Here is a 20,632-nt window from a genome sequence, read left to right as displayed (position 1 = left end):
TTGTCTTACGTTGGTAGAATATTGTGGTTCATCCTGAACAAGTTGGTGGGATCGTACTTTCCTTTGATCTTGGACAGCTTTTCGCCGTTCACTCCATAAGCGCCTTTCATGTGATCGGATTGGTCTTCAGGCATGAAGTTCACATAGGCACTGCCTGTTGAGTACGGTTTCATCTGTTCGTACAGCTGGCGTGCCCAACCGATGCAGGTGTCATCCTTGTCAGGGTCTTCCCATCGCGTGTGGACATTCATGATGAAATGCGCAGATCTTTGTGGGTAGGCGGTAGAAGCGGGCTCAACGCGGGCCATCGCGCCACCGACATGAGCAATGAATACCTCGCAGGCGGGATCAGGAAGAGTGGAAATCGCGTCCAGCAGGTCCGTGATGGCGGCCGGGGGCAGCGTGTTGAAGTCATGACTTTTCCAATAGTTGCGGACGCCCGGCGACAACAGAGGATCAAAAGCCGCCTGCCAGTCCACGAATCTGTGCGGTGAAATGACATCCACAATCGGCTCACCCAGCGCGCGCAAGGCCGACATCGCTTTTTCACCTTCATCCATCGGGCCGCTATAGCACGCTGCGAAAATCAGCACTTCGCGCCCGTGCCACTCTTCCGGCAGGAACGGGAGCGGCGGCGCCTTTCGCATCACGCTCCAGACGGTGAGCTCATCGGGGGACGTGTCCGCAATGGCCACAAATTCGGAAAGCAGTTCTGGTGCCTTTTCGATCGGGTGCACGATCAGGCCGGACAGGATATCGGGCCCAAGATCATGCAACTGGAATTCGAATGAGGTGACGACACCAAAGTTTCCGCCACCACCACGAATGGCCCAGAAAAGTTCCGGGTGGCTCGTGGATGATGCGGTGACAATCGCGCCATCCGCTGTGACAACTTCTGCCGACAGAAGGTTGTCGATTGTCATGCCGAATTTCCGGGTCGTCCAGCCGAAACCGCCGCCCAGGGTCAGCCCGGCGATGCCGGTGGTCGAATTTATGCCTGTGGGGACGACAAGACCATGGGCCTGTGTTTCGCGATCAACGTCTCCAAGCAACGCACTGGGTGCAACGCGGACAGTTTTGCGGGCAGGGTCCACGTGAACCGAACGCATCTGGGACAGGTCCAGCATGACGGCCTTGTCCGCGACGGCGTGCCCTGCAATCTGGTGCCCACCTGATCGAACGGTCATCATGAGGCCTGCTTGTCGGACGAAGTTAATTGCCTTCTGGACGTCGCTCGCCCCCATCGCACGGATCACGAAGGCGGGGAAACGCTCGAACATGCTGTTCCAGGTAATCCTGGCTTCTTCATATTCCGGGGTCCCCGGCAGGTAGACCCCGCCGCGCAGTGAGGCATCAAGCGCGTCCAAATCGCCTTGATCCACAGTCGCGATACGTCCGTCGAGTGCTTTCAGGTCAAACATGCGTAGGCCTCCCTTGTTTCAGGAAAGGTTTCGCGCACGGCTGCCTCGTGAATTTGTTATTGCCCTGAGAAGGGGATACTTGGTTGTGGGGGAAAGCTGGTCGTCAGGCAAATATTCCCGGATCGATCCGATCTACCGGCGTAATGACATCGGCTGGAATGTTCAGACGTTCGGCCGCTTTTCGCAGGCTTTCTTCATCCGGGGCTTCGTAAAGGCAGTATGTTTTGCGCTTATCTGCGCTGAGGAAGGAAAAGATCCATTCAATGCCGACTTCGTCGTTGATTTCTTTGATGTGAATTTTGTCGTTGTCGCTGATATTCAGCTGTTCCGCAAAATTTCGTTCAATGATGTATCGTGGCATTATGCCCCCCAAGCATTTTCCGGACCTTAACTGGCTACCCCTTCGAGCTTTGACTTAAGGGAAACCATACTCAATTTCTGTGATATTGCCAACGCTTCCCCTTCCAGTTGAAACGCCAGTTCCAAATCGCTGGGGCGGCCCTGTTGTCTGAGTGCTGATGCATACGCTGCCTTGGAATGCGCAATCCAAGGTGGGCAATTCATCCGCGTGTCAATCTCGATGGCTTTTTGGAACATCTTGCCGGCAATTTCCCAGTCTTTCAGCACCGTTGCCAGGCTCCCCAAGCGTCGGGCTGCGGCACCCGTGCAAACTGTGGTTGCCCCTGCGGTGATCGTCAGGTCTTCGTAAGGTTGCAGCATACTGTAAAGCGTCTGGGCATGACCCGGATGCCCGACAGCGACGCAGATGTCAGCAAGATAGGACAGAGTTGTTGAATACATGGCATCTGGCGGTAGGTCGAAGCCGTTTTCCGCCATTTCATTCAGTATTTTTCCGGCTGGTTCCGTGTACCCCAGTTCGGCTGCGATAAGGCCAAAACCCGGCTTCCACGATATGTCTTCGGGGCTGTCGGTCATCAGTTTCTTGATCACAGGCGCGACCTCGTGCAGGCGGTTCTGCTCGCGGCGGATGGTGAACATCTGAACGCCGAAAACGCCCTCGACATGTTCGCCGTGCGTTTTTCGGCCGATCTTGACCGCTTCGGTGGCGTGCTTTTCAGCCTGAACAAAGTCGCCGTCCATGATTGCAACCATGGCGCGTGCGTGTTTCTGAACCCAATAGAGTTGCAGATGATTGTCCATTTCGGAAATCGCAGTCAGCAATTCGAGTGAGTTGTCCATCAGGTCGCGGTCGGCCATTTCAGCACCGACAAACAGGCTGAGCGTCCGGTCGCGGCCCTGATCAATGGTGCCAAGCTTTTCTGCGACCCGATGCATGGCATCCAGGTTTTCACGCCAATGGCGCGCCTCTCGCCCGTTGCGCGCGATGAATGGCGCCCCAAAATGCATCATCATTACCGAAAACTGGGATTTATGATCCCCAAGTTTCGCCGCCAGTTCCATGGATTGCTGACCAAAGCGGGTGCCTTCGGAAAACTGGCCGACAAACATATACGCCCTTGCAAGTTGGCTCATCAACCGGCACCGCCTGACTTCGTCACCGTCAGACAGGTCTTTCAGCGCCTTGTCACAAAGGTCAATGGCCTCGTGATGTCGCGTGCTTGTCATCATGCACGAGTCAGCAAAATGATTGGCTGCATCGGCTGCCAGCTCCACGTCATGGAGTTTCCGGGCAGCTTTAGATGCACTTTTCAGAACTTCCATCGCCTCAGGCAACCGGCCCTGGCTGTCATGGCTGCGTCCGACAAGAATTTTGCCCCTGACCATCTCCGCACTGATTTCAGAGCCAAGTTTTTCCGCAGCCCTGAGTGTTTCCAGTGCATTGGCCATCGCTTCCTGGCTGGCTGACCGGGCCAACGCCATTTCCGCCGCAGCTTCCCATTTGTCGAATGCGGCGCGCCATTCTTCTGCTTCTGACAGATGGCGGGCCACCAGCTCGGGTCGGCGTTCGATTTCAGCTGATCGCATCGCGATCAGTGCTCGGGCAACATCTGAATGTTGCTGCCTGCGGGTAGAACTTAACATGGATTGATATGCCGTATCGCGGATAAGGGCATGGCGGAACACAAAATGCCCGCGGTTGTTTCCGCTTTCAAAGATCAGTCCCGTTCGCGACAGTTCTTCGAGACGAAGATTGATATCCGCGCGTTCCAGCCCCATCGCGGCCCTCAACAAATCTGGTTCAAATTCCCGCCCAATGACTGACCCCGTCAACGCGACCTGTTTGGCCTCGGGCGAAACTGCATCAAGCCGCGCCATCAAGGCACCCTTCAGCGAGGATGGTATGCGGACTTGTCCCTGCTCATCAGCATTCACGATCGCCTGGGTCAATTCTTCGACAAACAGGGGCACACCGTCCGTTTTTTCGATGATTGTCGCGATCAAGGCATCGTCCGGGTCCTTGCCAGTGATATTGCGGACCAGATCCGAGACATCAGCAGAACCGAACCGGCGCAGCAGGAGTGTTTGAACATGCGTGTCCCCGTCATCGCGGGCCAGGTCCCACCCGGGTCTGTGGGTCATCAGGACCATCAGGGGAAGATCGGTACAAATCGCCTTGAACCGCTCCAGCAGGGCTTGCGTCGAGGGATCGATCCAATGTGCATCTTCAACACACAGAATAACCGGGCGTACACTTGCCCGGACCTGCACCGCATGGATCAGGGTTTGGATCGTTATGTCGCGTTGCTCCTGCGGCGACATCTCGAGAACTTCACGAGCCAGCGCGCTGCGCGGCGCAACCAGCGCTGCAAAGACAGGCAGAACCTGTTCCCAGTCCAGACCTTCCCGGCCTTCCAGCAGCTTCCTGACATGTTCCAGAATTTGATTGTCGTCAAAATCCGGTTCAACGCCCGCATCCTGTGAAATTCGCTGGGTGACCGGATGAAAGGGGCTACTGGTCAGATAGGGCGAGCAGTTCAGCCTTATCACATCGGCCTGTCCGGTCGCTGTAACGTCCGCAAGAAACCCCTCAGTCAGGCGCGACTTTCCAATCCCCGCCTCCCCCGACAGCAGAACGACCTCACCATGACCGTTTTGGGCACGTTGCCACGATTGCAACAGGATACCCTTTTCGTAGTCCCGGCCAATCATGGTGCTGCCAGCGTCATCCTTGTATGACGCGCGAAACCGGCTTTCCGCGCTGCGTTCCGATACGACCTTCAACAAGGTCCGAGGGTCTTTGAAACCCTTCAACTGAGTTGATCCAAGGGTCTCGAACTCGAATATCCGGTGCAAGGCGGCTTCGGTTTCTTCTGCAGACAAAACCACCGAGTTTGGCAGGGCGTGTTCCTGTATCCGCGCCGCCAGATTGACCGCCGGCCCGGTCATGGCACCTTCTTCGTACGAGTTTTCGCCGATCGTGTCACCGACCACGACATCGCCGCTGGCAATACCCAGTCTGGCTGACAAACGCTCACCGTCAGGGGCGTTGAGCTCTTCAACCCGACGGACGCACTCAAGCCCCGCCTTTATCGCGCGAATGGCGTGATCTTCGTAGGCTGTTGGCCAGCCGAAAAACACAAGAAGACCGTCGCCAAGATATTTCGCGACATAGCCACCATACCTGCTCACTGCCCCGGCGACGGTATCCTGATAGTTCTGTAGCAGATCCCGCATGTCCTCGGGATCAAATCGGTTGGTCAACTCCGTCGAGCCGACCAGATCAGCGAACAAGACTGTCAGATGACGCCGCTCAGCCGCAGGTGCGATGGGCTTCTTCGCTGGTGCAGCTTCGCCATGCACATCATCAACGGAGGATGGCTGAGTTTTCTCGCTGGTTGGCTCCCCTGCGGCTGGCGCTGATGAAGACAGGCGCCCAGAGCCAACCAAATCCTGAACCGCCGCAAGGATGATCTTTCGGTGACCAAGGCTTACCCCAAGCTCTTTCAGGTCGTCGCCTGTCAGCAATGGCAAAACCCGCGCATCAATGTCGTTTTCCGCAAAGGCACTTGCGTACTGACCCAATCCGAGGTCGTTCAGCCACGTGTCCATTTCAACCGACATATCCGGATCATGCTGAGATACGCGTCACTAATCAAGAAAACGCTATTTATTCAGCCGGGCGATCAATGCGCAGCGGACGCAGTTTCACGCGCAGCACAGCAAAATGTGCCAGTCACGTAAGACCTTGATACATTGTGGGGAAAGGATGGTGGGTGATGAGAGACTCGAACTCCCGACATCTTCGGTGTAAACGAAGCGCTCTACCAACTGAGCTAATCACCCGTGACGCTGCATGTAGCCAAGCCAGCGGGCGGGCGCAAGAGGGTCTGTGAGATTTTTATTCCGCGATGGGTCGCGGTTAGGAAATGCTGCCCTCAACGACGCCAGCCTCGGTGAGCATGGGTTTATGAGGCAGGTCTGCGTGGGTTTCAGGCATGTGGTCTGGAAAAGATCAAAGGCGCTTGCAAGCGCCCTATGGCCTCCGATATGCCCGAAGAGACTGCAACTTTCCGGTCGGGAGCACACATGATCCTACCCTTCGCCTGCCGTATCTGGATGGTGGCACTGGTCCTTGGCGCATTTGTGCTGGCTCCGGTCCGGGCCGGGGCAGAAGGGGTTTTGGTTTTCGCCGCAGCCAGCCTCAAGACCGCTTTGGACGAAATCGCGACGGAATACACAGAGCGGACGGGGCAGGATGTCACCGTGTCTTACGCAGCGTCTTCGGTTCTGGCGCGGCAGATTCAGCAGGGTGCGCCTGCGGACATATTCATCTCGGCCAATGCCGACTGGATGGATTATCTGGAACAGCAGGGCGTGTTGCAGCCAGGGACACGGTCGGATTTGCTGGGCAACAGTCTGGTTCTGATCGGCGCTGCGGGGCGTCCTGTTCTGGGTGACATTCGGACGGTTCATGATCTCAGGGCCGAGCTGGGCGAAGGCTTTCTGGCCATGGCGCTGGTCGATGCGGTGCCCGCCGGTATCTACGGCAAGGCGGCTTTGCAGGGGTTGAACCAGTGGGAGGCGGTGCAGGACCGTGTGGCACAAACCGACAATGTGCGCGCTGCGCTGGCCCTTGTGGCAACGGGTGCTGCGCCTCTGGGGATCGTCTATCGATCGGATGCGCAGGCGGAACAGCGGGTCAGTGTTGTGGCCAGTTTTCCGACCGACCTGCACCCTCCGATCATCTATCCGGCGGCGATGACAGGTAATGCCACGGGTGCGGCGCGGGCTTTTCTGGATCATCTGCACAGCGATGCGGCTTTGGCTATTTTTCAGGAGCAGGGATTTTCCCTGCCGGGCGGGTGATCGCGTTGGAGTGGTTGGGCCCCGCCGAAGTCGAAGCGCTGAAGCTGTCGCTGCGCGTGTCATTCTGGGCGACGCTGGCGACCTTGCCGGTCGGGATTTTCGTGGCCTACATACTGGCCCGCTGGCGGTTCCCCGGGCGGCAGGTTCTGAATGGTCTGGTGCATTTGCCTTTGATCCTGCCGCCGGTTGTGACGGGGTATCTGCTGTTGCTGACCTTCGGCGTTCAGGGACCGTTGGGGCGGTTTTTGGCCGAGTTCGGCATTGTGGTTGCCTTTCGCTGGACTGGAGCCGCGCTGGCCGCTGGTATCATGGCCTTTCCGCTGATGGTCCGGGCGATACGTCTGTCGATCGAGGCGGTGGACCCGAAGCTGGAACAGGCGGGGGCGACGCTGGGGGCGTCGCGGCCTATGGTGTTTCTGACCGTGACCTTGCCGATGATCCTGCCGGGTGTCATCGCCGGGGCCATTCTGGCCTTTGCAAAGGCCATGGGTGAGTTTGGGGCCACGATTACATTCGTGTCGAATATTCCGGGCCAGACGCAGACATTGCCATCTGCTGTTTACGCCTTTTTGCAGGTGCCGGGGGGCGAGGCTGCTGCAACGCGGCTGGTCCTGATTTCGATCGTCATCGCCATGGGCGCGTTACTGCTGTCGGAATATGTGGGACGGCGCGCCGCCGCGCGGGTGGCCGGATCATGAGCCTGTCCGTTCGCTTGCATCATCAGCTGCCGGGGATCGATCTGGAGGTCAGTTTTGACGCGCCACCCGGTGTGACCGTGCTGTTTGGGCGTTCCGGGTCGGGCAAGACCACGATTGTCAACGCGGTGGCCGGATTGCTGCGGCCGCGCGCGGGCAGGGTGGCCGTGGATGACTGGGTGTTGTTTGACACCGAACGCGGGCATTGGCTGCCACCGCACCGGCGGCGGTTGGGCTACATCTTTCAGGAGGGGCGGTTGTTCCCGCATCTGACCGTGCGCCAGAACCTTGCCTATGGCCGGTGGTTCGCCCCCAAAAGCGCGCGGCGGGAAGACCCGGAAAAGGTCATCGAGATGCTGGGGATCGGCCACCTTCTGAATCGCCGTCCAGCCGGGTTGTCAGGGGGCGAAAAACAGCGCGTGTCGATAGGCAGGGCGTTGCTGGCCAGCCCGCGGCTGATCCTTGCGGATGAACCGCTTGCGGCGCTGGACGAGGCCCGCAAGGCGGAGATCCTGCCCTATTTTGAGCGTCTCCGGGATGAGGTATCTGTCCCGATCCTGTATGTGACCCATTCAGCCGACGAGGTGGCCCGTCTGGCCACATCGGTTGTCGCTTTGCAGGATGGCAGGGTCGTCCGCCATGGCCCCGCGTCCGAGGTTCTGTCCGACCCGACCGTGGCGCCCGCAGGTGTGCGTGCGGTTGGTGCCGTGCTGGAGGTGCAGGTGCTGAAGCACCACGCAGACGGGTTGACCGAGCTGAACGCAAATGGCGCGCGTCTGTTTCTGCCACGTATCGGGCAGGAGGTCGGCGCCCATCTGCGAATTCGCATTCCGGCGCAGGAGGTGATCCTGTCCGTCCAAAAACCCGAAGGTCTGTCGGCATTGAACGTGCTCAGCGGGACGGTCGACTCGATCCGGTCGGGCGAAGGTCCCGGCGCGATTGTGTCGGTCAGGACCCCAGCGGGTAATGTTCTGGCGCGGGTCACGCGCCGGTCGGTGGCGGCGTTGAACTTGCAGCCCGGCAGTACATGCCATGCCGTGATCAAGACGGTTGCGCTGGCCCCGCAGAATGTCGGTGGCCGCATCGGGACCGGCACCTGACCTCAGGCAAGTGCGCGGGCTTCGTGTTCCAGCAGGATAAGGCGCGCGGCGCGCCCAAACCCCTGATGGCCGGAGGAGGGACGGTCGGGAAATATTGCGGCCAGTTCCTGGAGCGCGTCGGATGAAAGGGTATGTAGCGCCTCTTCCCCCAGAAACAGGCTTTCTGCCTGTGCCCCATCCGCCGAGAGGATTTCGTGCCGATCCAGCAGGATGTGCAGATACTCGACCGTTTCAACCGAGGTATCGAGCCCTATTCCGGGCCATCTGCACAGGTGCTTGGCGGCAACCAGCGCTTCGGTGGTTCCGAAAAGCAGTTCGACCCGGGGGCCTTTCACCAGAATACGGTGCTGCTGAGACACCAGAAGATCCCGCGAGGGTGTGTTGGATCCCAGACTGCCTGCCGAAATGCGAACGGGCCTCATTGCGGGTTCATTGCGTAATCGGTCGGGTGGGATCGTGCTGCTTTCGATCCAGCGAACAGGTTGCAACCCGTGATCGGCTGTCGCCACCTTGTCCCCGACCTTCAGGGTCTCGATGGCGCGGGGGCCGTTTTCGGCCTCGATCAGGGTTCCGGCTACGAAACACACGCCTTCGATCCGGATGACCACCTCTACCGGGTCCGGAGAGCCGGTAAAAGGAAGTGTAATCGGACCGGCTTGCGTTGTTCCCGAGACACTGATGAAGAAGGAATCAAAGACAACTTCACCATTGTCGAGGCTGTCGAAATACGTCGGATCGACCGTATAGGTCCACTCACCGGTATTTGGGTCGATCGTGGCTGTACCGTTGGCAGGGGGTGTCGCAATTGTCCAGGTTTGGGTGAGCGGTGTAAAGTTTCCGTTGTTCAGCGTGGGTTGCCCCATCGCCACATTGGGTGGGGACCCGGTCACGTTGCCGGTCAATTCACCTGTGATCGGAACTGAAACCAACTAGACCTCGCCTTGTTGCAGCATCCGCTCAAATTCCTTCTTTCGGTACAGGCGCATATGAACCTCGCCTGCATCGTCCCGCGTCCATTCGACAATCCGGTTGCGTGTCATGTCGCTGTCCATTCGGTTGGTGCGCACGCGCGGATGCGGGATCTCTTGCTTGAGGATATCAACAATCTGGCTGGTCTGTCCAAACGGCGCGACAAGGTCGATGATCCAGAAGGAGGACCCGCTGGTAAAATCCTTGTCCATCAGCGGATTTTCTTTCACCGCATAGCGATACTCGGCCTCGGGGCTGAGACCGGCAAAAGTGACAAATCCGCGGGGAAAGCCATTCTGCCTGAAGATCTGGTATTGGCCCAGACGAAACGGGGTTTCGAACGCATAAAGAACTTGTGCCAGATTACGTTTCTGGTGCGTTTTCGTCAGACCCGCGAGATAAAACATCGCACCCAGATCCGCATATTTCTCGGGTGGGAAATCGAACCAGTCTTTTGGAAAACTCTTGTTCAACGGAACTGCCGACAGTTTGATGCGTTATTAATTCTTTCGGGTAGTGTACTTGTTTCCGGCGATATGAATAGTGGAATTTCCCCGGATAACTGTGCCGGCGCAGCTGGTGTGCCCCACTTTACTCGCAGGGTGTCGTGGTTATGCTATCGGTATTGGTGCCATTGTTTCGGGATATCTGGATCATGCGTTTTCTCAAGCCATTCATCGCTGCCACACTTGTTATGACGCCTGCGGTGGCCGGGGCCGTTGGGTTCGGCCTGTCAGTCCGGCCGCAGTTCCGAACCGAGATCACGCCCTTGCCGGACGGGGTTTACGAAGTAAAGGCTGTCGGTTCATCCGCGCCGGTCAATTATTGGTGCGGGATCGGAGATTATGCCATTCGCACACTGGGCGTTCCGAACTCGCAGAGGATCTATATCTGGCGGGCGTATGAACCCGGCGTGCGAACGGTGCAGTTTTCCATGACTCCGCCGCCGGGGGCCGATACGAAACCCGGCTATTCGATCACGGTCAAGAAAGTCGGAGCAAACATGTCGGCGGTGTCGGCGCAGAACTATTGCTACGACAATTTCATCATGGACACGTTCTGATCGTCAGACCCATTTTGCCATCGGAGGCAGGCTCATCAGAACGGCATCCGGGTCATGCCCGGTTTCCAGACCGAATTTTGTGCCCCGGTCATAGACAAGGTTGTATTCTGCATAAAGGCCGCGATGCACCAGTTGGGTGGTCTTGTCCGCCTCTGAGAAGTTCTGAACGCGGCGTCTTTCGACCAAGGGCAGGAAGGCGGGCAGAAAAGCCCTGCCAATGTCCTGTGTCAGGGCAAAATCCGCCTGCCAGTCACCGGTGCAATAGTCGTCCATGAAGATCCCGCCGACGCCGCGCGCGCGTTTGCGGTGAGGGATGTAGAAATACTCGTCAGCCCAGTCCTTGAGGCGCGGGTAATGGGCGGGTCCGTGCGGGTCCAGATGCGCCTTTTGCGTGGCATGGAAATGCGCGGTGTCCTCGTCATACTCGATGCAGGGGTTGAGGTCCGAGCCGCCACCGAACCACCAGGCATGGGGTGTCCAGAACATGCGTGTATTCATGTGGACCGCCGGGGCATGGGGGTTCTGCATATGGGCCACAAGGCTGATACCCGACGCCCAGAAGCGCGGGTCTTCGGTCATTCCGGGGATGCCTTTGCGCGCCGCCATCGCTTGTTGCGCACGTTCGCCCAGCGTGCCGTAGACAGTCGAGACATTGACACCGACCTTTTCAAACACACGCCCGCCGCGCATGACCGACATCAGCCCGCCGCCCGCGTCTGACCCATCGTTCGACTGGCGTTTGGTTTCCTTGACCTCGAACCGACCGGGTGCGGCATCGGCAAACGGCCCGTCGGTGTGGCTGTCTTCAAGGGCTTCGAACGCTGCAACGATGTCATCGCGCAATTGGCGAAACCAGGCGGAGGCGGTAGATTTTTCTGTTTCGAACATGGGTCTTAATGTGCAGGGGCTGCGACCGGGTCAAGCAAGGTACGGCCACCATCGATTGTCAGGATCTGTCCGGTGACGAAACCAGCTGCATCAGACGCAAGATATTGCGCGGTTTCCGTCAGTTCCGTGGCCGAGGCGATGCGGGCCAGGGGCGTGTGCTTTTCGATATCGACGCGGTAGTCGCGATTGTCCTTGAGGGTCGATTGCAGCGATGCGCTCATGACCGAACCCAGCGCAATCGAGTTGACGCGGATACGTTTCGGAGCCAGCGCAACCGCAAGGGACCGGGTCAGCTGATCCAGCGCTGCGGTCGAGACGGAATAGGCCATAAGATCGGGGTGGGTCCGTCGGGCCGCGATCGAGGACAGGTTGATGATCGTCCCCGCCGGGTTTTCGACATCGCCGTCGGCCTGTTTGATCATGCGCTTTGCAACCAGCTGGCTGAGCCGCAGGGCGGGCATCAGGTTCTGGTTCAGCAGGGTGCGCATCGAGTCGTCATCCGGATCCAGCGGATCAGACGGGATCACCTGCCGTGCGCCGTTGACCAGAATATCCACCTGGTCGAACGCATCCAGCGTTGCAGATAACAGGTTGGCTATGGTCAGCTTTTCGCGCAGATCGCCCGCAAAGTACCGGATATTGCTGCCTTCGGCCTGTTCTCCAAGCTCGTCGATCAGGCGTTTTTCATCTATGTCGGCAAACATGACATTTGCGCCCGCATCCGCGAAATGCCGCCCGATGGCCAGGCCGATGCCACTGGCCCCGCCTGTAACGATTGCTGTCTTGCCAGCGATGGAAAAGGACATCCGAATCCTCCTGAATTTGGGCGCAGGTTAACGGGCCTTAGCGCCGAGGGCGAGAGGCCTGGAATACCTTGAACCGGTTGTCGCCGGCAATTTCACCGACCTGAGCGAAATGTTCGTTCAGTGTAGCTTCGTAGGGAAGGTGCCGGTTGGCGACCATCCAAAGGGTTCCGTTGCGTGTCAGATTGCGGGCGGCGGAGGTTATAAACCCTTGCCCCAAGCCGGGATCCGCGCTGCGAGACGTGTGGAATGGCGGGTTCGTCACAACGGTGTCGATAGGTTCCGGGGCGGTCCAGGATACGGCATCGCTCCAGTGGAAATGCGCCTGGGATTGAGTGACATTAAGCCGCGCGCAGGTCAGGGCCGCATGGTCAGCTTCGACCAGATGCAGCGAGGTTATCCCGCCGCGCTTCAGGATTTCCGCAGACAGATACCCCCATCCCGCACCCAGATCGGCCACGCAGGGGCCAAGCCGGTCAGGCAGAGTCTTCAGCAACAGGGCTGAGGCAGGATCAATCCCGTCCGCTGAAAACACACCCGGTGCCGTGTGGTATCCGCCAACCATCTGCTGTTTCGGCGCGGCCCAGTCAGCAAAGGCCAGATCATCGGCCTGAAACCAGAAAATCTTGCCATGTGCTTTGGAAAGCGGTCCCTCGACCGGAACCCGCTTGCGCACATCCTTCAATATGCTGTCCACACCATCGGTCTTGGCACCGTCGACGACAACCAGGACGCTCGCCCGCGCACAGGCCTGATGAATGAGCGACCGGGCCAGTGCCTTGGCGCGGGGCAGAAAGACAATGGCGTTCTGACAGGGACCATCTGCGTCGGGAACCGTTTCAAAACCCTGCGCGGCGAAATGGTCGTGAAAGGGTTTGAAGGGCTGCACAACTTGTGCGCCGCCCGCCAGCGCAGACAGATCATGGTCGGGCGTGGGGCAGATCACGCTAAGAGGGGGGGACAGCGTCAGGCCGTTTTGCAGGGCAAGTTCCAGACGAGGGGACATGGGCAATTCCGGCTGAGAGAGGCGCGCGCGTCAGGCCAAAGGCCTTACTCTTCGCGTTCCATTGTGCATTGCAAAGGGTGCTGGTGCCTGCGGGCAAAATCCATCACCTGACCAACTTTGGTCTCGGCAATTTCGTGGCTGAAAACACCGACTACGGCCACGCCTTTCTTGTGAACGGTCAGCATGATCTCGAACGCCTGCGCATGGGTCATGCCGAAGAAGCGTTCAAGCACATGCACCACAAACTCCATCGGTGTATAATCGTCGTTCAGCAACAGGACCTTGTATAAAGGCGGACGCTTGGTTTTTGGGCGTGTCTGTACCAGGACGGACGCGTCACTGTCGTCGTCCGGCTTGTCAGACATCATCCAGATTATTTCAAGCATCGTGTGCAACTGTCCGATTCAGGCTTGGGGTTTATCTTGGCGCTTATATAACGTGTGCATGGCCGGTGAAAAGAGCAAGCGGACGTAAACAGGATGACGACCAAGCTGACGACAATCGGGTTCGATGCAGACGACACCCTTTGGCATAACGAACGGTTTTTTCAGCTGACGCAGGCTCGTTTTGCTGAACTCTTGGCCGATCATGCCAATCGTGATCACCTGATGGAGCGACTTCTTGCGGCTGAAAAGCGCAACATTCAGCACTATGGGTATGGCATCAAGGGATTTGTCCTGTCGATGATCGAGACGGCGATCGAAGTTACCGAAAGCCGCGTTCCGGCCTGGGTCATCCGGCAGCTGATCGAAGCGGGGCAAGAGATGCTGGCCCATCCCATCGAGTTGTTGCCCCATGCCCGCGAGGCCGTCGAAGGCGTTGCCGATGCGTATCGGGTCATTTTGATCACCAAGGGTGATCTGATCGATCAGGAGCGCAAACTGGCCCAGTCCGGGCTGGGTGATCTGTTCGATGGTGTGGAAATCGTTTCCGAAAAGACCCCCGAAACCTATCGGTTCGTATTCGACCGTCATGGTGATGGCCCGACTGCCGCAATGATGGTCGGCAATTCCATGCGGTCAGATGTCGTTGCCCCGATTCAGGCCGGGTGCTGGGGTGTCTACGTGCCCCACGGTCTGGTCTGGGAGGTGGAACATGCCGAAGCCCCTGTCGACAGCCTCCGATTCCGCGAGTTGAGAGATTTGGGCGATCTGACCGATCTGCTGGGCAACCTGAAGTGATGTTGCCTTTTCGCCTCAGTTTCACATAAACCCTGCCGCATCCTGACGCAGTTTCGCCTTTATCGCGCATTTGGTGGTTCTGAGGGGGAATTTCGCAAGATATAGCCTCAGCCCAGAAGCAAATCGAAACTGCGAAAACCTCAGCTTTCGGTTTATTTCATTGGGTCGCTGTGATAGCCTTGGGGACAATAAAATAATTTTTGCTGACCGGGAAAACCCGGCAGCGCGAGGCAGACAGAGGCAAAGATCGTGCAGATTCGGCGGACAGTTCCGGCCCGAATGGGCTTTTTCCTTATAGCGTTGCTATGTGTGCTGGCGTTTGCGCCGCTCAGGTCCATGGCGGCGCCTTACGCAGCTATGGTGATCGACGCCCGAACTGGCGAGGTGCTGCATTCACGAAATGCGGATGCGCGGCTGCACCCAGCCTCGCTGACCAAGATGATGACGCTCTACATCGCGTTTGAAGCGGTGCGAAACGGCGAGATCACACTGGACACACCCGTTCGGATTACCCAGAAGGCGGCGGCCGAGCCCCCGTCGAAGCTGGGCCTGCGCGCGGGCCAGACGATTGCGTTCCGCTATCTGATCCGCGCCGCTGCGGTAAAATCGGCCAACGACGCGGCCACGGCGATCGGCATTGCCATCAGTGGCTCGGAAGCAGCCTTTGCCCGCCGTATGACCCGAACCGCCAAAGCAATGGGAATGAGCCGCACGACCTTCAAGAATGCGCATGGTCTGACTGAGGCAGGGCACCTGTCCAGCGCGCGTGACATGACCACGCTGGGACGGCATCTGCTATATGATTACCCGCAGTATTATAACCTGTTCTCGCGCCAATCGACGGATGCCGGTATCAAGACTGTTCCCAACACCAACCGCCGCCTACTGGCGGCCTATAAAGGTGCGGACGGAATAAAGACCGGATACACACGTGCGGCGGGGTTCAACCTGGTGGCGTCGGCCAAACGCAAGGATGAGCGTATCATCGCAACTGTCTTTGGTGGTAAATCCGGGGCGTCGCGGAACGCCAAGGTTGCGGAATTGCTGGATTTGGGGTTTCGCCGTGCCCCGTCTCGTGCACCTATCCGCAAACCTGAGCGCCCGGTCTATGCGGGCAATGTCGGGCTGGGGGGCGATACCCAAGTTGCAGCGCTGAGCGGAGCACCGAAATCCAGCCTGCGCCCGCTTGGGCGCCCGAGTGCCACAACACAGGTTGCCAGTGCGGTCGCGGTCGTGGCAGACCAGAACAGCGACCGTATCAGCAGCGGCATTGCCGCAGCGATTGCCGAAGCGGATATTGCTCCAACTGCCCCGACGGTTGAAACGTCGGACACCCGCCCGGCATTGCGCCCGGACAATCTGGTGCTGGCCTCGACCGAGCCCGCCAGCCCTCCAGAGCCCGAGCAGGAAGTGATTACCCGCCTGTCCTCGTCCGGTGGGCATCTGTGGGGGGTCAATGTGGGCCGCTACACCACACGATATGAGGCCGAGAAGATCCTGCTGAAAACGGCGCTGTCGGAAATGACCACGCTGGATGGCAGTCTGCGCAAGGTGAGTCAGAGCTCGCGCGGATTTGATGCGACATTCCAGGGCATGACGCGGGAACAGGCCGATCTGGCGTGTCGTCGTCTGCAAGCCCGCAATGTCACCTGTTTCATGATCGGGCCATCATAAAGTCCGGCATAATCTCTCCTGTTGGGTCTGGGCTGCGGTCATCCGCGGCCCTTTTTTAATCGAAGACGTGACCGTGCTGATATTGCTCGTCCTGTCCCGCGGCGGCGGTCAGGGCGGCGACATTGTCCTTGGTGAAGAACCCGTCATACTTGTGACACCGCTCGATATATTCGGTGATCAGAAGCGTATTCTGCGAGTGTTTCGAGAAAATCTGTTTCAGGTTCGGGTCGTCTTTGCATTCGCCCACCACATGGGCCAGGAACGGCACGCCCTTGTCCTTCAGCGTGTTCACGACAAAGTCGACATTCTTTTCCCCGGCGCCATGGTCGCCATCCTTGATCTCGACGGCCATGTGATGCAGGCGGCGGCCAAAATTGCGCACAAAATCCTCGGTCGGCATCGGCAGCTTGGCGAATGAGTTGACGAAGGACGGCGTGTTGTTGGCGGTGAAAACCTTGGCCGGAGATTTCTTGTCATCGTCCACATTGGCGTTGCGGTTCACATTGGTGGACGAGTTCATGTCGAAGATGTTGTAAGCCCCCCAGAAATAGTAGGGCACCATGGTCAGGAATTCGAGGATCGCATCCTCGCGCTCACCCGCCAGCACGCGGGTCGCCAGATGATCGATGCCCAGCATCAAAGGCGCGATTTTGCTGTCCGACCCGAACGCGGCTGCCTGATCCAGCCGCGCCTGTTCCGCGTCGCTCAATAACACGCGATCACCAAGGCCGAGGCCGTCTGTGTCGTTAAAGTCATGTGTCGAATACCCGACCCGGTTGCAGGTGAAATCCGACGGGGTCGTAAAGCGGAAGCCGTCCAATGTGTAGAACGGGTTTTCTGTGTCTCCCGCATATTCGAAGCGGATATTCTGATCCTCAAGCGTCCCGGTCAGCGCCTTCAGATCACAGGCGCCGAAAATCTCGCCAACATACCGCGTTTGCGGCGTATTGCGGGCCAGCGGGTACATGCGATTGATGCGGGGGATGAAGTCTTCGAAACCGGGGCTGAGCGGGGCCATCACGATCAGCGCGGGATAATCGGGATGCGAATGCAGGACCGAAAATTTGTGGGTCTGCCCCAGATAGCTGGCGGTGTGGCGATAGGGTGTCATCACGTAAAGCTCGACCAGCGTATCGAACAGCGCGCCGGTTTCGACCTGCATACAGATCGCGCGCATTGGCCCGACCTGATCGGCGATGCCCGAGCTTGTCCGGCGCTCGTAGATTTTCGGAAGGTATTCCGCGAAGAAGTCCGAGTTCTTCTTGTCGCCCCGGGGTTGATAGGACATCAGATCAAAGGACATTCGACTACCTCCTTGCGCGACACCCCAACCGAGGCGAGCTATCGCTTGAAATTGTAGGTTTCAGAACATGTGCTTGCCCGTCATGCTAGGCGCTGAGACCTGTACGGGCAACAGTCGTGAAATTGGGTTGCTGACGTTAACGCATGATGTTCAGCGGGTGAATTTCGTCACCTCGACACTTCCCCCGATCAGGCTTTCGCGAACTGAGCGGGCAATCTGAACGGCAGTTGGACCATCCCCGTGCAGGCAGATCGTGTCGATGGACGTTTCCAGCCGCTTGCCGCTTTCGGTGATGATCGCACCTTCGCGGACCATGTTCAGGATGCGAGGTCCGGCGACGTCGGCGTCGTGGATGACGGCGCCGGGCAGGCTGCGATCAACCAGTGTTCCGTCGTCGTTATATGCACGGTCGGCGAAAATCTCGCCCACCCAATTGCACCCGAGTTCACGCACGGCCTCTTCCTGTTTTGTCGCGGCCAGCACCATGACGATGATATCGGGATCAACATCCAGTGCACCCTGATAACAGGCGTGCGCCATATTGATATCGGCTGAACACATATTGGCCAGCGCCCCGTGCAGTTTCAGGTGCCGTACCTTGGTACCAACCGCCGTGGCCATGCCGATTGCGGCCCCCAACTGATACCGGACCAGATTGCACAGGTTGTCATGGGGCAGCTTCATGTTCCGCCGGCCAAACCCCTGCAGATCTGGAAAGCCGGGATGCGCGCCGATGCCTACGTCGTTTTCGGCCGCCAGTTTCATCGTTGATGCCATCACATCCGGATCACCGGCATGAAACCCACAGGCGATGTTGGCCGAGGTGATGATTTTCAACAGGCTTTCGTCATCGCCCATTTTCCAGGGACCAAAGCTTTCCCCCATATCGGCATTCAGATCGACGCTTGGCATTGGCACATCTCCTTAGTCGGTGGCAGAGATCACTCCGCCGATCAATTGGTAGGACAACAGGTCCGGTATGTCATGGGGATCACGCACCAGTGCCTCGACTTTTGAGGGCAGGCGCGCAAGGTCTGACAGGAACGCTTTGTGCATTTCTTCAGCCTGTTCCATGCTGACAAATTCGAACCGGATGTCGCCGCCTGCGGGTGTCTGTGCCGCGCGGGACATATCGCATGGCAGAACGGTCGCGATACGAGGGTACCCGCCCGTGGTCTGACATTCCGGCAACAGGATGAACGGATCGCCAGTGCCGGTCATCTGGATATCGCCGGGGGTGATCACCTCGGACAGGATATTCAGCTGGCCCGAGGCGGCAAAGCCGTCACCGTCGCTGTCCACCTGCATGCCCATCCGGTTGGCGCGTGCGCCGCGCCGGAAATTGGTTTGGGCAAACCGTTCAAGCGTCGCGCCGTCAAACAAAGATGTCTGAAAACTGGCAACCACATGCAGCACCCCGCCCGAAAACCGCTCGACAGCAGCCAGTTTCATCCCGCTGTTGCCTGCATCCGGTCCACAGGTCAGCCTGTCACCCTGCTGTAACGCCCGGCCAATCCGCGCTGTCAGATGGGTGGAGCGGGACCCCAGAAAAACCTCGGCATCAATACCGCCGCCCAGATGCAGATAGCCGTAGTTTCCAGCCAGCGTCGCCCCGATGACCAGCCTTTGCCCGGCGCTCAGTTGGTGCGAGGCGTTCCAGGCGACAGGGCTGCCATCAATGCTGGCCTGCATTCGTGCGCCAGTCAGGGCGATGCGCGTGTTATGCGTCGCCTCGAACTCGCCTCCCATCCCGGCCATCTCCAGCGCCGCAAGGTTTGGGCTTTGATCCAGCAACGCCGCCCCTTCATGCAAGGCCAGAATATCCGCGGCCCCTGATCGGGACAGCCCCTGATCCAGAAAACCTGTGCGCCCCTGATCCTGAATGGTGCAGGCCGGGCCAATCCGGTGGACGATCAGGCTCATGGCGCGATCTCCTCACAGGTTGCGCCGCCTGTGCCGTCCTCGTTGTTGACTCTGATGTGTTCCAGAACGTCGCGGGAAACGGGCTCGAACAACAGTTCATCGCCAGGTCTAAGGGTAAAGGCCTCGACCCTTTCGGGACGGAAACATCGAAAGGCGGTCTGCCCGATATGCCGCCACCCGGTTGGCGTCGGCCCGGAAAACAGAACAAATTGCGAGATCGCCAGAACCAGGGCCCCTTCCGGCACCATGGGGGTCAGGCTTTGCAGCCGGGGAATGTTGAATTCGGGTCCCAGAGGCCCAAGATAAGGCTGCCCCGGAGCGAAGCCGATGGTCAGAACCCGCACGCGGGATTGTCCAAGCCGACGTATTGCTTCTTCCGGTGACAGGCCGGCAGCAGCGGCGGCATCGTCAAGCTGGGGCGCAAGGTCGGTCCCGTAAACCGTCGGAACGCGCCACAACCTGCGACCCGCGGGCAGGGGTGTAGTGTACCAGTCCTTCTGGTCAACCAGATCCCGAAGCTTTTGCAGCATCTTCTGATGAGAGATGCGCTGCGTGTCGAACCGAACAAAGGCCGAGCCCAGGGAGGCTGACGACTCGGTCACCTCATCCCAGTGCAGACGATCGACTTCAGACCGAAACGCCAGTGCTGCCCGGTTCGCGGTGTCGGTCATCCTATCCGCAAAGGTCACCAGCGCGCCGTCAAATCCGACGGTTCTGACCAAAGGAAACTGAATGTTGCGCGCCATTGCTGATCTGCTTTCGGATCGAAGAGTGAATTGGTGGAACCTGACCGCATCTTTAGGCGATGCGCAAGACAGGGCGTTCAATAGCGGACATCGTGCCTGTTCCGTCCACATCCCGGCAGGGAGCGACCCGCAGTATTAGGCGTCCGGCGGGGGTGAGAGGTTTTTGACCGGATTCTGGCCGCAGTTCCGACTCGTTTTCCCGTTTCGAGTCGCCCTGACTTGTATCTTGAAATCGCGGAGTCTCTATATCTTGTGTCGGCCCATTTTGTCTCATGGGGCTTGCCAGTCAGATCGTGCCCAAAAGTACCCGGACAGAAGGGTGGAGGTCAATTTTGAATGAATGTAAGCCGTTGAAGTAAAACAATAAACAAAGAAAATTCAAAAAAAAGACCAATAACGTCATTTTCCGCTTGCGGGTTTTGAGAGTAATACTTAGAACCCCCTTCACCGGCGCAACTGAGGTTGGCCTGACGGACTGGAAAGACGGTTGAGACGCACCGGAGAGACGGTGGGCATCTGAGGTTGAGGTTTAGGCGGTTTCGCTAAGGGATTGGCGTTACGGTCTGGTTTTTGGCTCTGGGTGTTTTGTTCTTTGACATTGATGGATAACTGAAGAGATATGTGGGCGGTT

Annotated in this window: 20 protein-coding genes and 1 tRNA gene; 6 read left to right on the top strand and 15 right to left on the bottom strand. The window is 58.4% G+C overall.

Annotated features, from left to right (window positions below; all coding sequences use genetic code 11):
- Positions 1-5: 5 nt before the first annotated feature.
- The 4 genes from ACR0M3_RS07755 to ACR0M3_RS07740 all read right to left on the bottom strand — a co-directional run bounded on the left by ACR0M3_RS07755 (position 6) and on the right by ACR0M3_RS07740 (position 5,627).
- On the bottom strand, positions 6-1,421 hold the full coding sequence (locus ACR0M3_RS07755) for an FAD-binding oxidoreductase (protein WP_480910136.1): 1,416 nt from the start codon (positions 1,419-1,421) through the stop codon (positions 6-8).
- A gap of 103 nt (positions 1,422-1,524) precedes the next feature.
- Positions 1,525-1,782 (bottom strand): DUF4242 domain-containing protein, encoded by a 258-nt coding sequence (locus tag ACR0M3_RS07750; RefSeq protein ID WP_209504668.1) that lies wholly within the window; start codon positions 1,780-1,782, stop codon positions 1,525-1,527.
- 26 nt (positions 1,783-1,808) lie between these two features.
- A complete protein-coding gene (locus ACR0M3_RS07745) occupies positions 1,809-5,405 on the bottom strand; it encodes an adenylate/guanylate cyclase domain-containing protein (RefSeq protein WP_480910134.1) in 3,597 nt (1,198 codons plus the stop codon).
- Between the two features lie 146 nt (positions 5,406-5,551).
- Positions 5,552-5,627: transfer RNA gene (locus ACR0M3_RS07740), tRNA-Val, on the bottom strand.
- A gap of 243 nt (positions 5,628-5,870) precedes the next feature.
- Between ACR0M3_RS07740 and modA the strand changes: the two genes are divergently transcribed.
- From modA to modC, 3 genes are read left to right on the top strand one after another with little or no spacing between them, the layout of a single operon-like run.
- Entirely contained in the window at positions 5,871-6,650 is a 780-nt protein-coding gene (gene modA / locus ACR0M3_RS07735) for a molybdate ABC transporter substrate-binding protein (RefSeq protein ID WP_480910132.1), read from the top strand.
- A gap of 5 nt (positions 6,651-6,655) precedes the next feature.
- Complete coding sequence (gene modB / locus ACR0M3_RS07730; protein ID WP_209507842.1) at positions 6,656-7,348, top strand: molybdate ABC transporter permease subunit; 693 nt, start codon at positions 6,656-6,658, stop codon at positions 7,346-7,348.
- Positions 7,345-8,445: a molybdenum ABC transporter ATP-binding protein gene (gene modC, locus ACR0M3_RS07725; RefSeq protein WP_480910130.1), complete on the top strand. Its 1,101-nt coding sequence runs from the start codon at positions 7,345-7,347 to the stop codon at positions 8,443-8,445. The genes modB and modC overlap by 4 nt, the downstream gene beginning before the upstream one ends.
- Positions 8,446-8,447: 2 nt before the next feature.
- Here the strand turns inward: modC and ACR0M3_RS07720 are convergent, their stop codons facing one another.
- Entirely contained in the window at positions 8,448-9,374 is a 927-nt protein-coding gene (locus ACR0M3_RS07720) for a Hint domain-containing protein (RefSeq protein WP_480910128.1), read from the bottom strand.
- Complete coding sequence (locus tag ACR0M3_RS07715) at positions 9,375-9,887, bottom strand: toxin-activating lysine-acyltransferase (RefSeq protein WP_480506807.1); 513 nt, start codon at positions 9,885-9,887, stop codon at positions 9,375-9,377. It lies immediately after the preceding gene.
- Positions 9,888-10,027: 140 nt separating this feature from the next.
- On the opposite strand from ACR0M3_RS07715, the gene ACR0M3_RS07710 reads away from it, so the two are divergent.
- The gene (locus ACR0M3_RS07710; RefSeq protein WP_480483337.1) at positions 10,028-10,477 is read left to right on the top strand and encodes a hypothetical protein; all 450 of its coding nucleotides are present in this window, start codon (positions 10,028-10,030) and stop codon (positions 10,475-10,477) included.
- Between the two features lie 3 nt (positions 10,478-10,480).
- On the opposite strand, the gene hemF is transcribed toward ACR0M3_RS07710, so the two are convergent.
- The 4 genes from hemF to clpS are packed head-to-tail and all read right to left on the bottom strand — an operon-like array spanning position 10,481 to position 13,560.
- Positions 10,481-11,365, bottom strand: coding sequence for an oxygen-dependent coproporphyrinogen oxidase (hemF, locus tag ACR0M3_RS07705; protein WP_480910125.1), 885 nt, complete (start codon positions 11,363-11,365; stop codon positions 10,481-10,483).
- A 5-nt stretch (positions 11,366-11,370) separates the two neighbouring features.
- The gene (locus ACR0M3_RS07700) at positions 11,371-12,171 is read right to left on the bottom strand and encodes an SDR family NAD(P)-dependent oxidoreductase (RefSeq protein ID WP_480910124.1); all 801 of its coding nucleotides are present in this window, start codon (positions 12,169-12,171) and stop codon (positions 11,371-11,373) included.
- A 37-nt stretch (positions 12,172-12,208) separates the two neighbouring features.
- The gene (locus tag ACR0M3_RS07695) at positions 12,209-13,174 is read right to left on the bottom strand and encodes a class I SAM-dependent methyltransferase (RefSeq protein ID WP_480910122.1); all 966 of its coding nucleotides are present in this window, start codon (positions 13,172-13,174) and stop codon (positions 12,209-12,211) included.
- A gap of 44 nt (positions 13,175-13,218) precedes the next feature.
- Positions 13,219-13,560 (bottom strand): ATP-dependent Clp protease adapter ClpS, encoded by a 342-nt coding sequence (clpS, locus tag ACR0M3_RS07690; RefSeq protein WP_480910120.1) that lies wholly within the window; start codon positions 13,558-13,560, stop codon positions 13,219-13,221.
- A gap of 93 nt (positions 13,561-13,653) precedes the next feature.
- On the opposite strand from clpS, the gene ACR0M3_RS07685 reads away from it, so the two are divergent.
- Positions 13,654-14,355, top strand: coding sequence for an HAD family hydrolase (locus tag ACR0M3_RS07685; RefSeq protein ID WP_480910119.1), 702 nt, complete (start codon positions 13,654-13,656; stop codon positions 14,353-14,355).
- Between the two features lie 279 nt (positions 14,356-14,634).
- Positions 14,635-16,029 carry a D-alanyl-D-alanine carboxypeptidase family protein gene (locus ACR0M3_RS07680; RefSeq protein WP_480910117.1) on the top strand — a complete coding sequence of 465 codons (1,395 nt, stop codon included), beginning with the start codon at positions 14,635-14,637 and terminating at the stop codon, positions 16,027-16,029.
- A 55-nt stretch (positions 16,030-16,084) separates the two neighbouring features.
- Here the strand turns inward: ACR0M3_RS07680 and ACR0M3_RS07675 are convergent, their stop codons facing one another.
- From ACR0M3_RS07675 to ACR0M3_RS07655, 5 genes are all read right to left on the bottom strand, one after another.
- Complete coding sequence (locus tag ACR0M3_RS07675) at positions 16,085-17,332, bottom strand: hypothetical protein (protein WP_480910115.1); 1,248 nt, start codon at positions 17,330-17,332, stop codon at positions 16,085-16,087.
- A 150-nt stretch (positions 17,333-17,482) separates the two neighbouring features.
- Positions 17,483-18,244, bottom strand: coding sequence for a LamB/YcsF family protein (locus ACR0M3_RS07670; protein WP_480558938.1), 762 nt, complete (start codon positions 18,242-18,244; stop codon positions 17,483-17,485).
- Between the two features lie 12 nt (positions 18,245-18,256).
- Complete coding sequence (locus ACR0M3_RS07665; RefSeq protein WP_480773259.1) at positions 18,257-19,255, bottom strand: 5-oxoprolinase subunit C family protein; 999 nt, start codon at positions 19,253-19,255, stop codon at positions 18,257-18,259.
- Positions 19,252-20,001, bottom strand: a complete 750-nt coding sequence (locus tag ACR0M3_RS07660) for a 5-oxoprolinase subunit B family protein (protein WP_480538879.1) — start codon at positions 19,999-20,001, stop codon at positions 19,252-19,254. The genes ACR0M3_RS07665 and ACR0M3_RS07660 overlap by 4 nt, the downstream gene beginning before the upstream one ends.
- A gap of 444 nt (positions 20,002-20,445) precedes the next feature.
- On the bottom strand, positions 20,446-20,632 hold a 187-nt coding region (locus ACR0M3_RS07655; protein ID WP_480547268.1), incomplete at its 5' end, for a hypothetical protein.

This window comes from Ruegeria sp. O5 (genome assembly GCF_056535105.1).
This window is presented reverse-complemented; position numbering and strand designations above follow the sequence as displayed.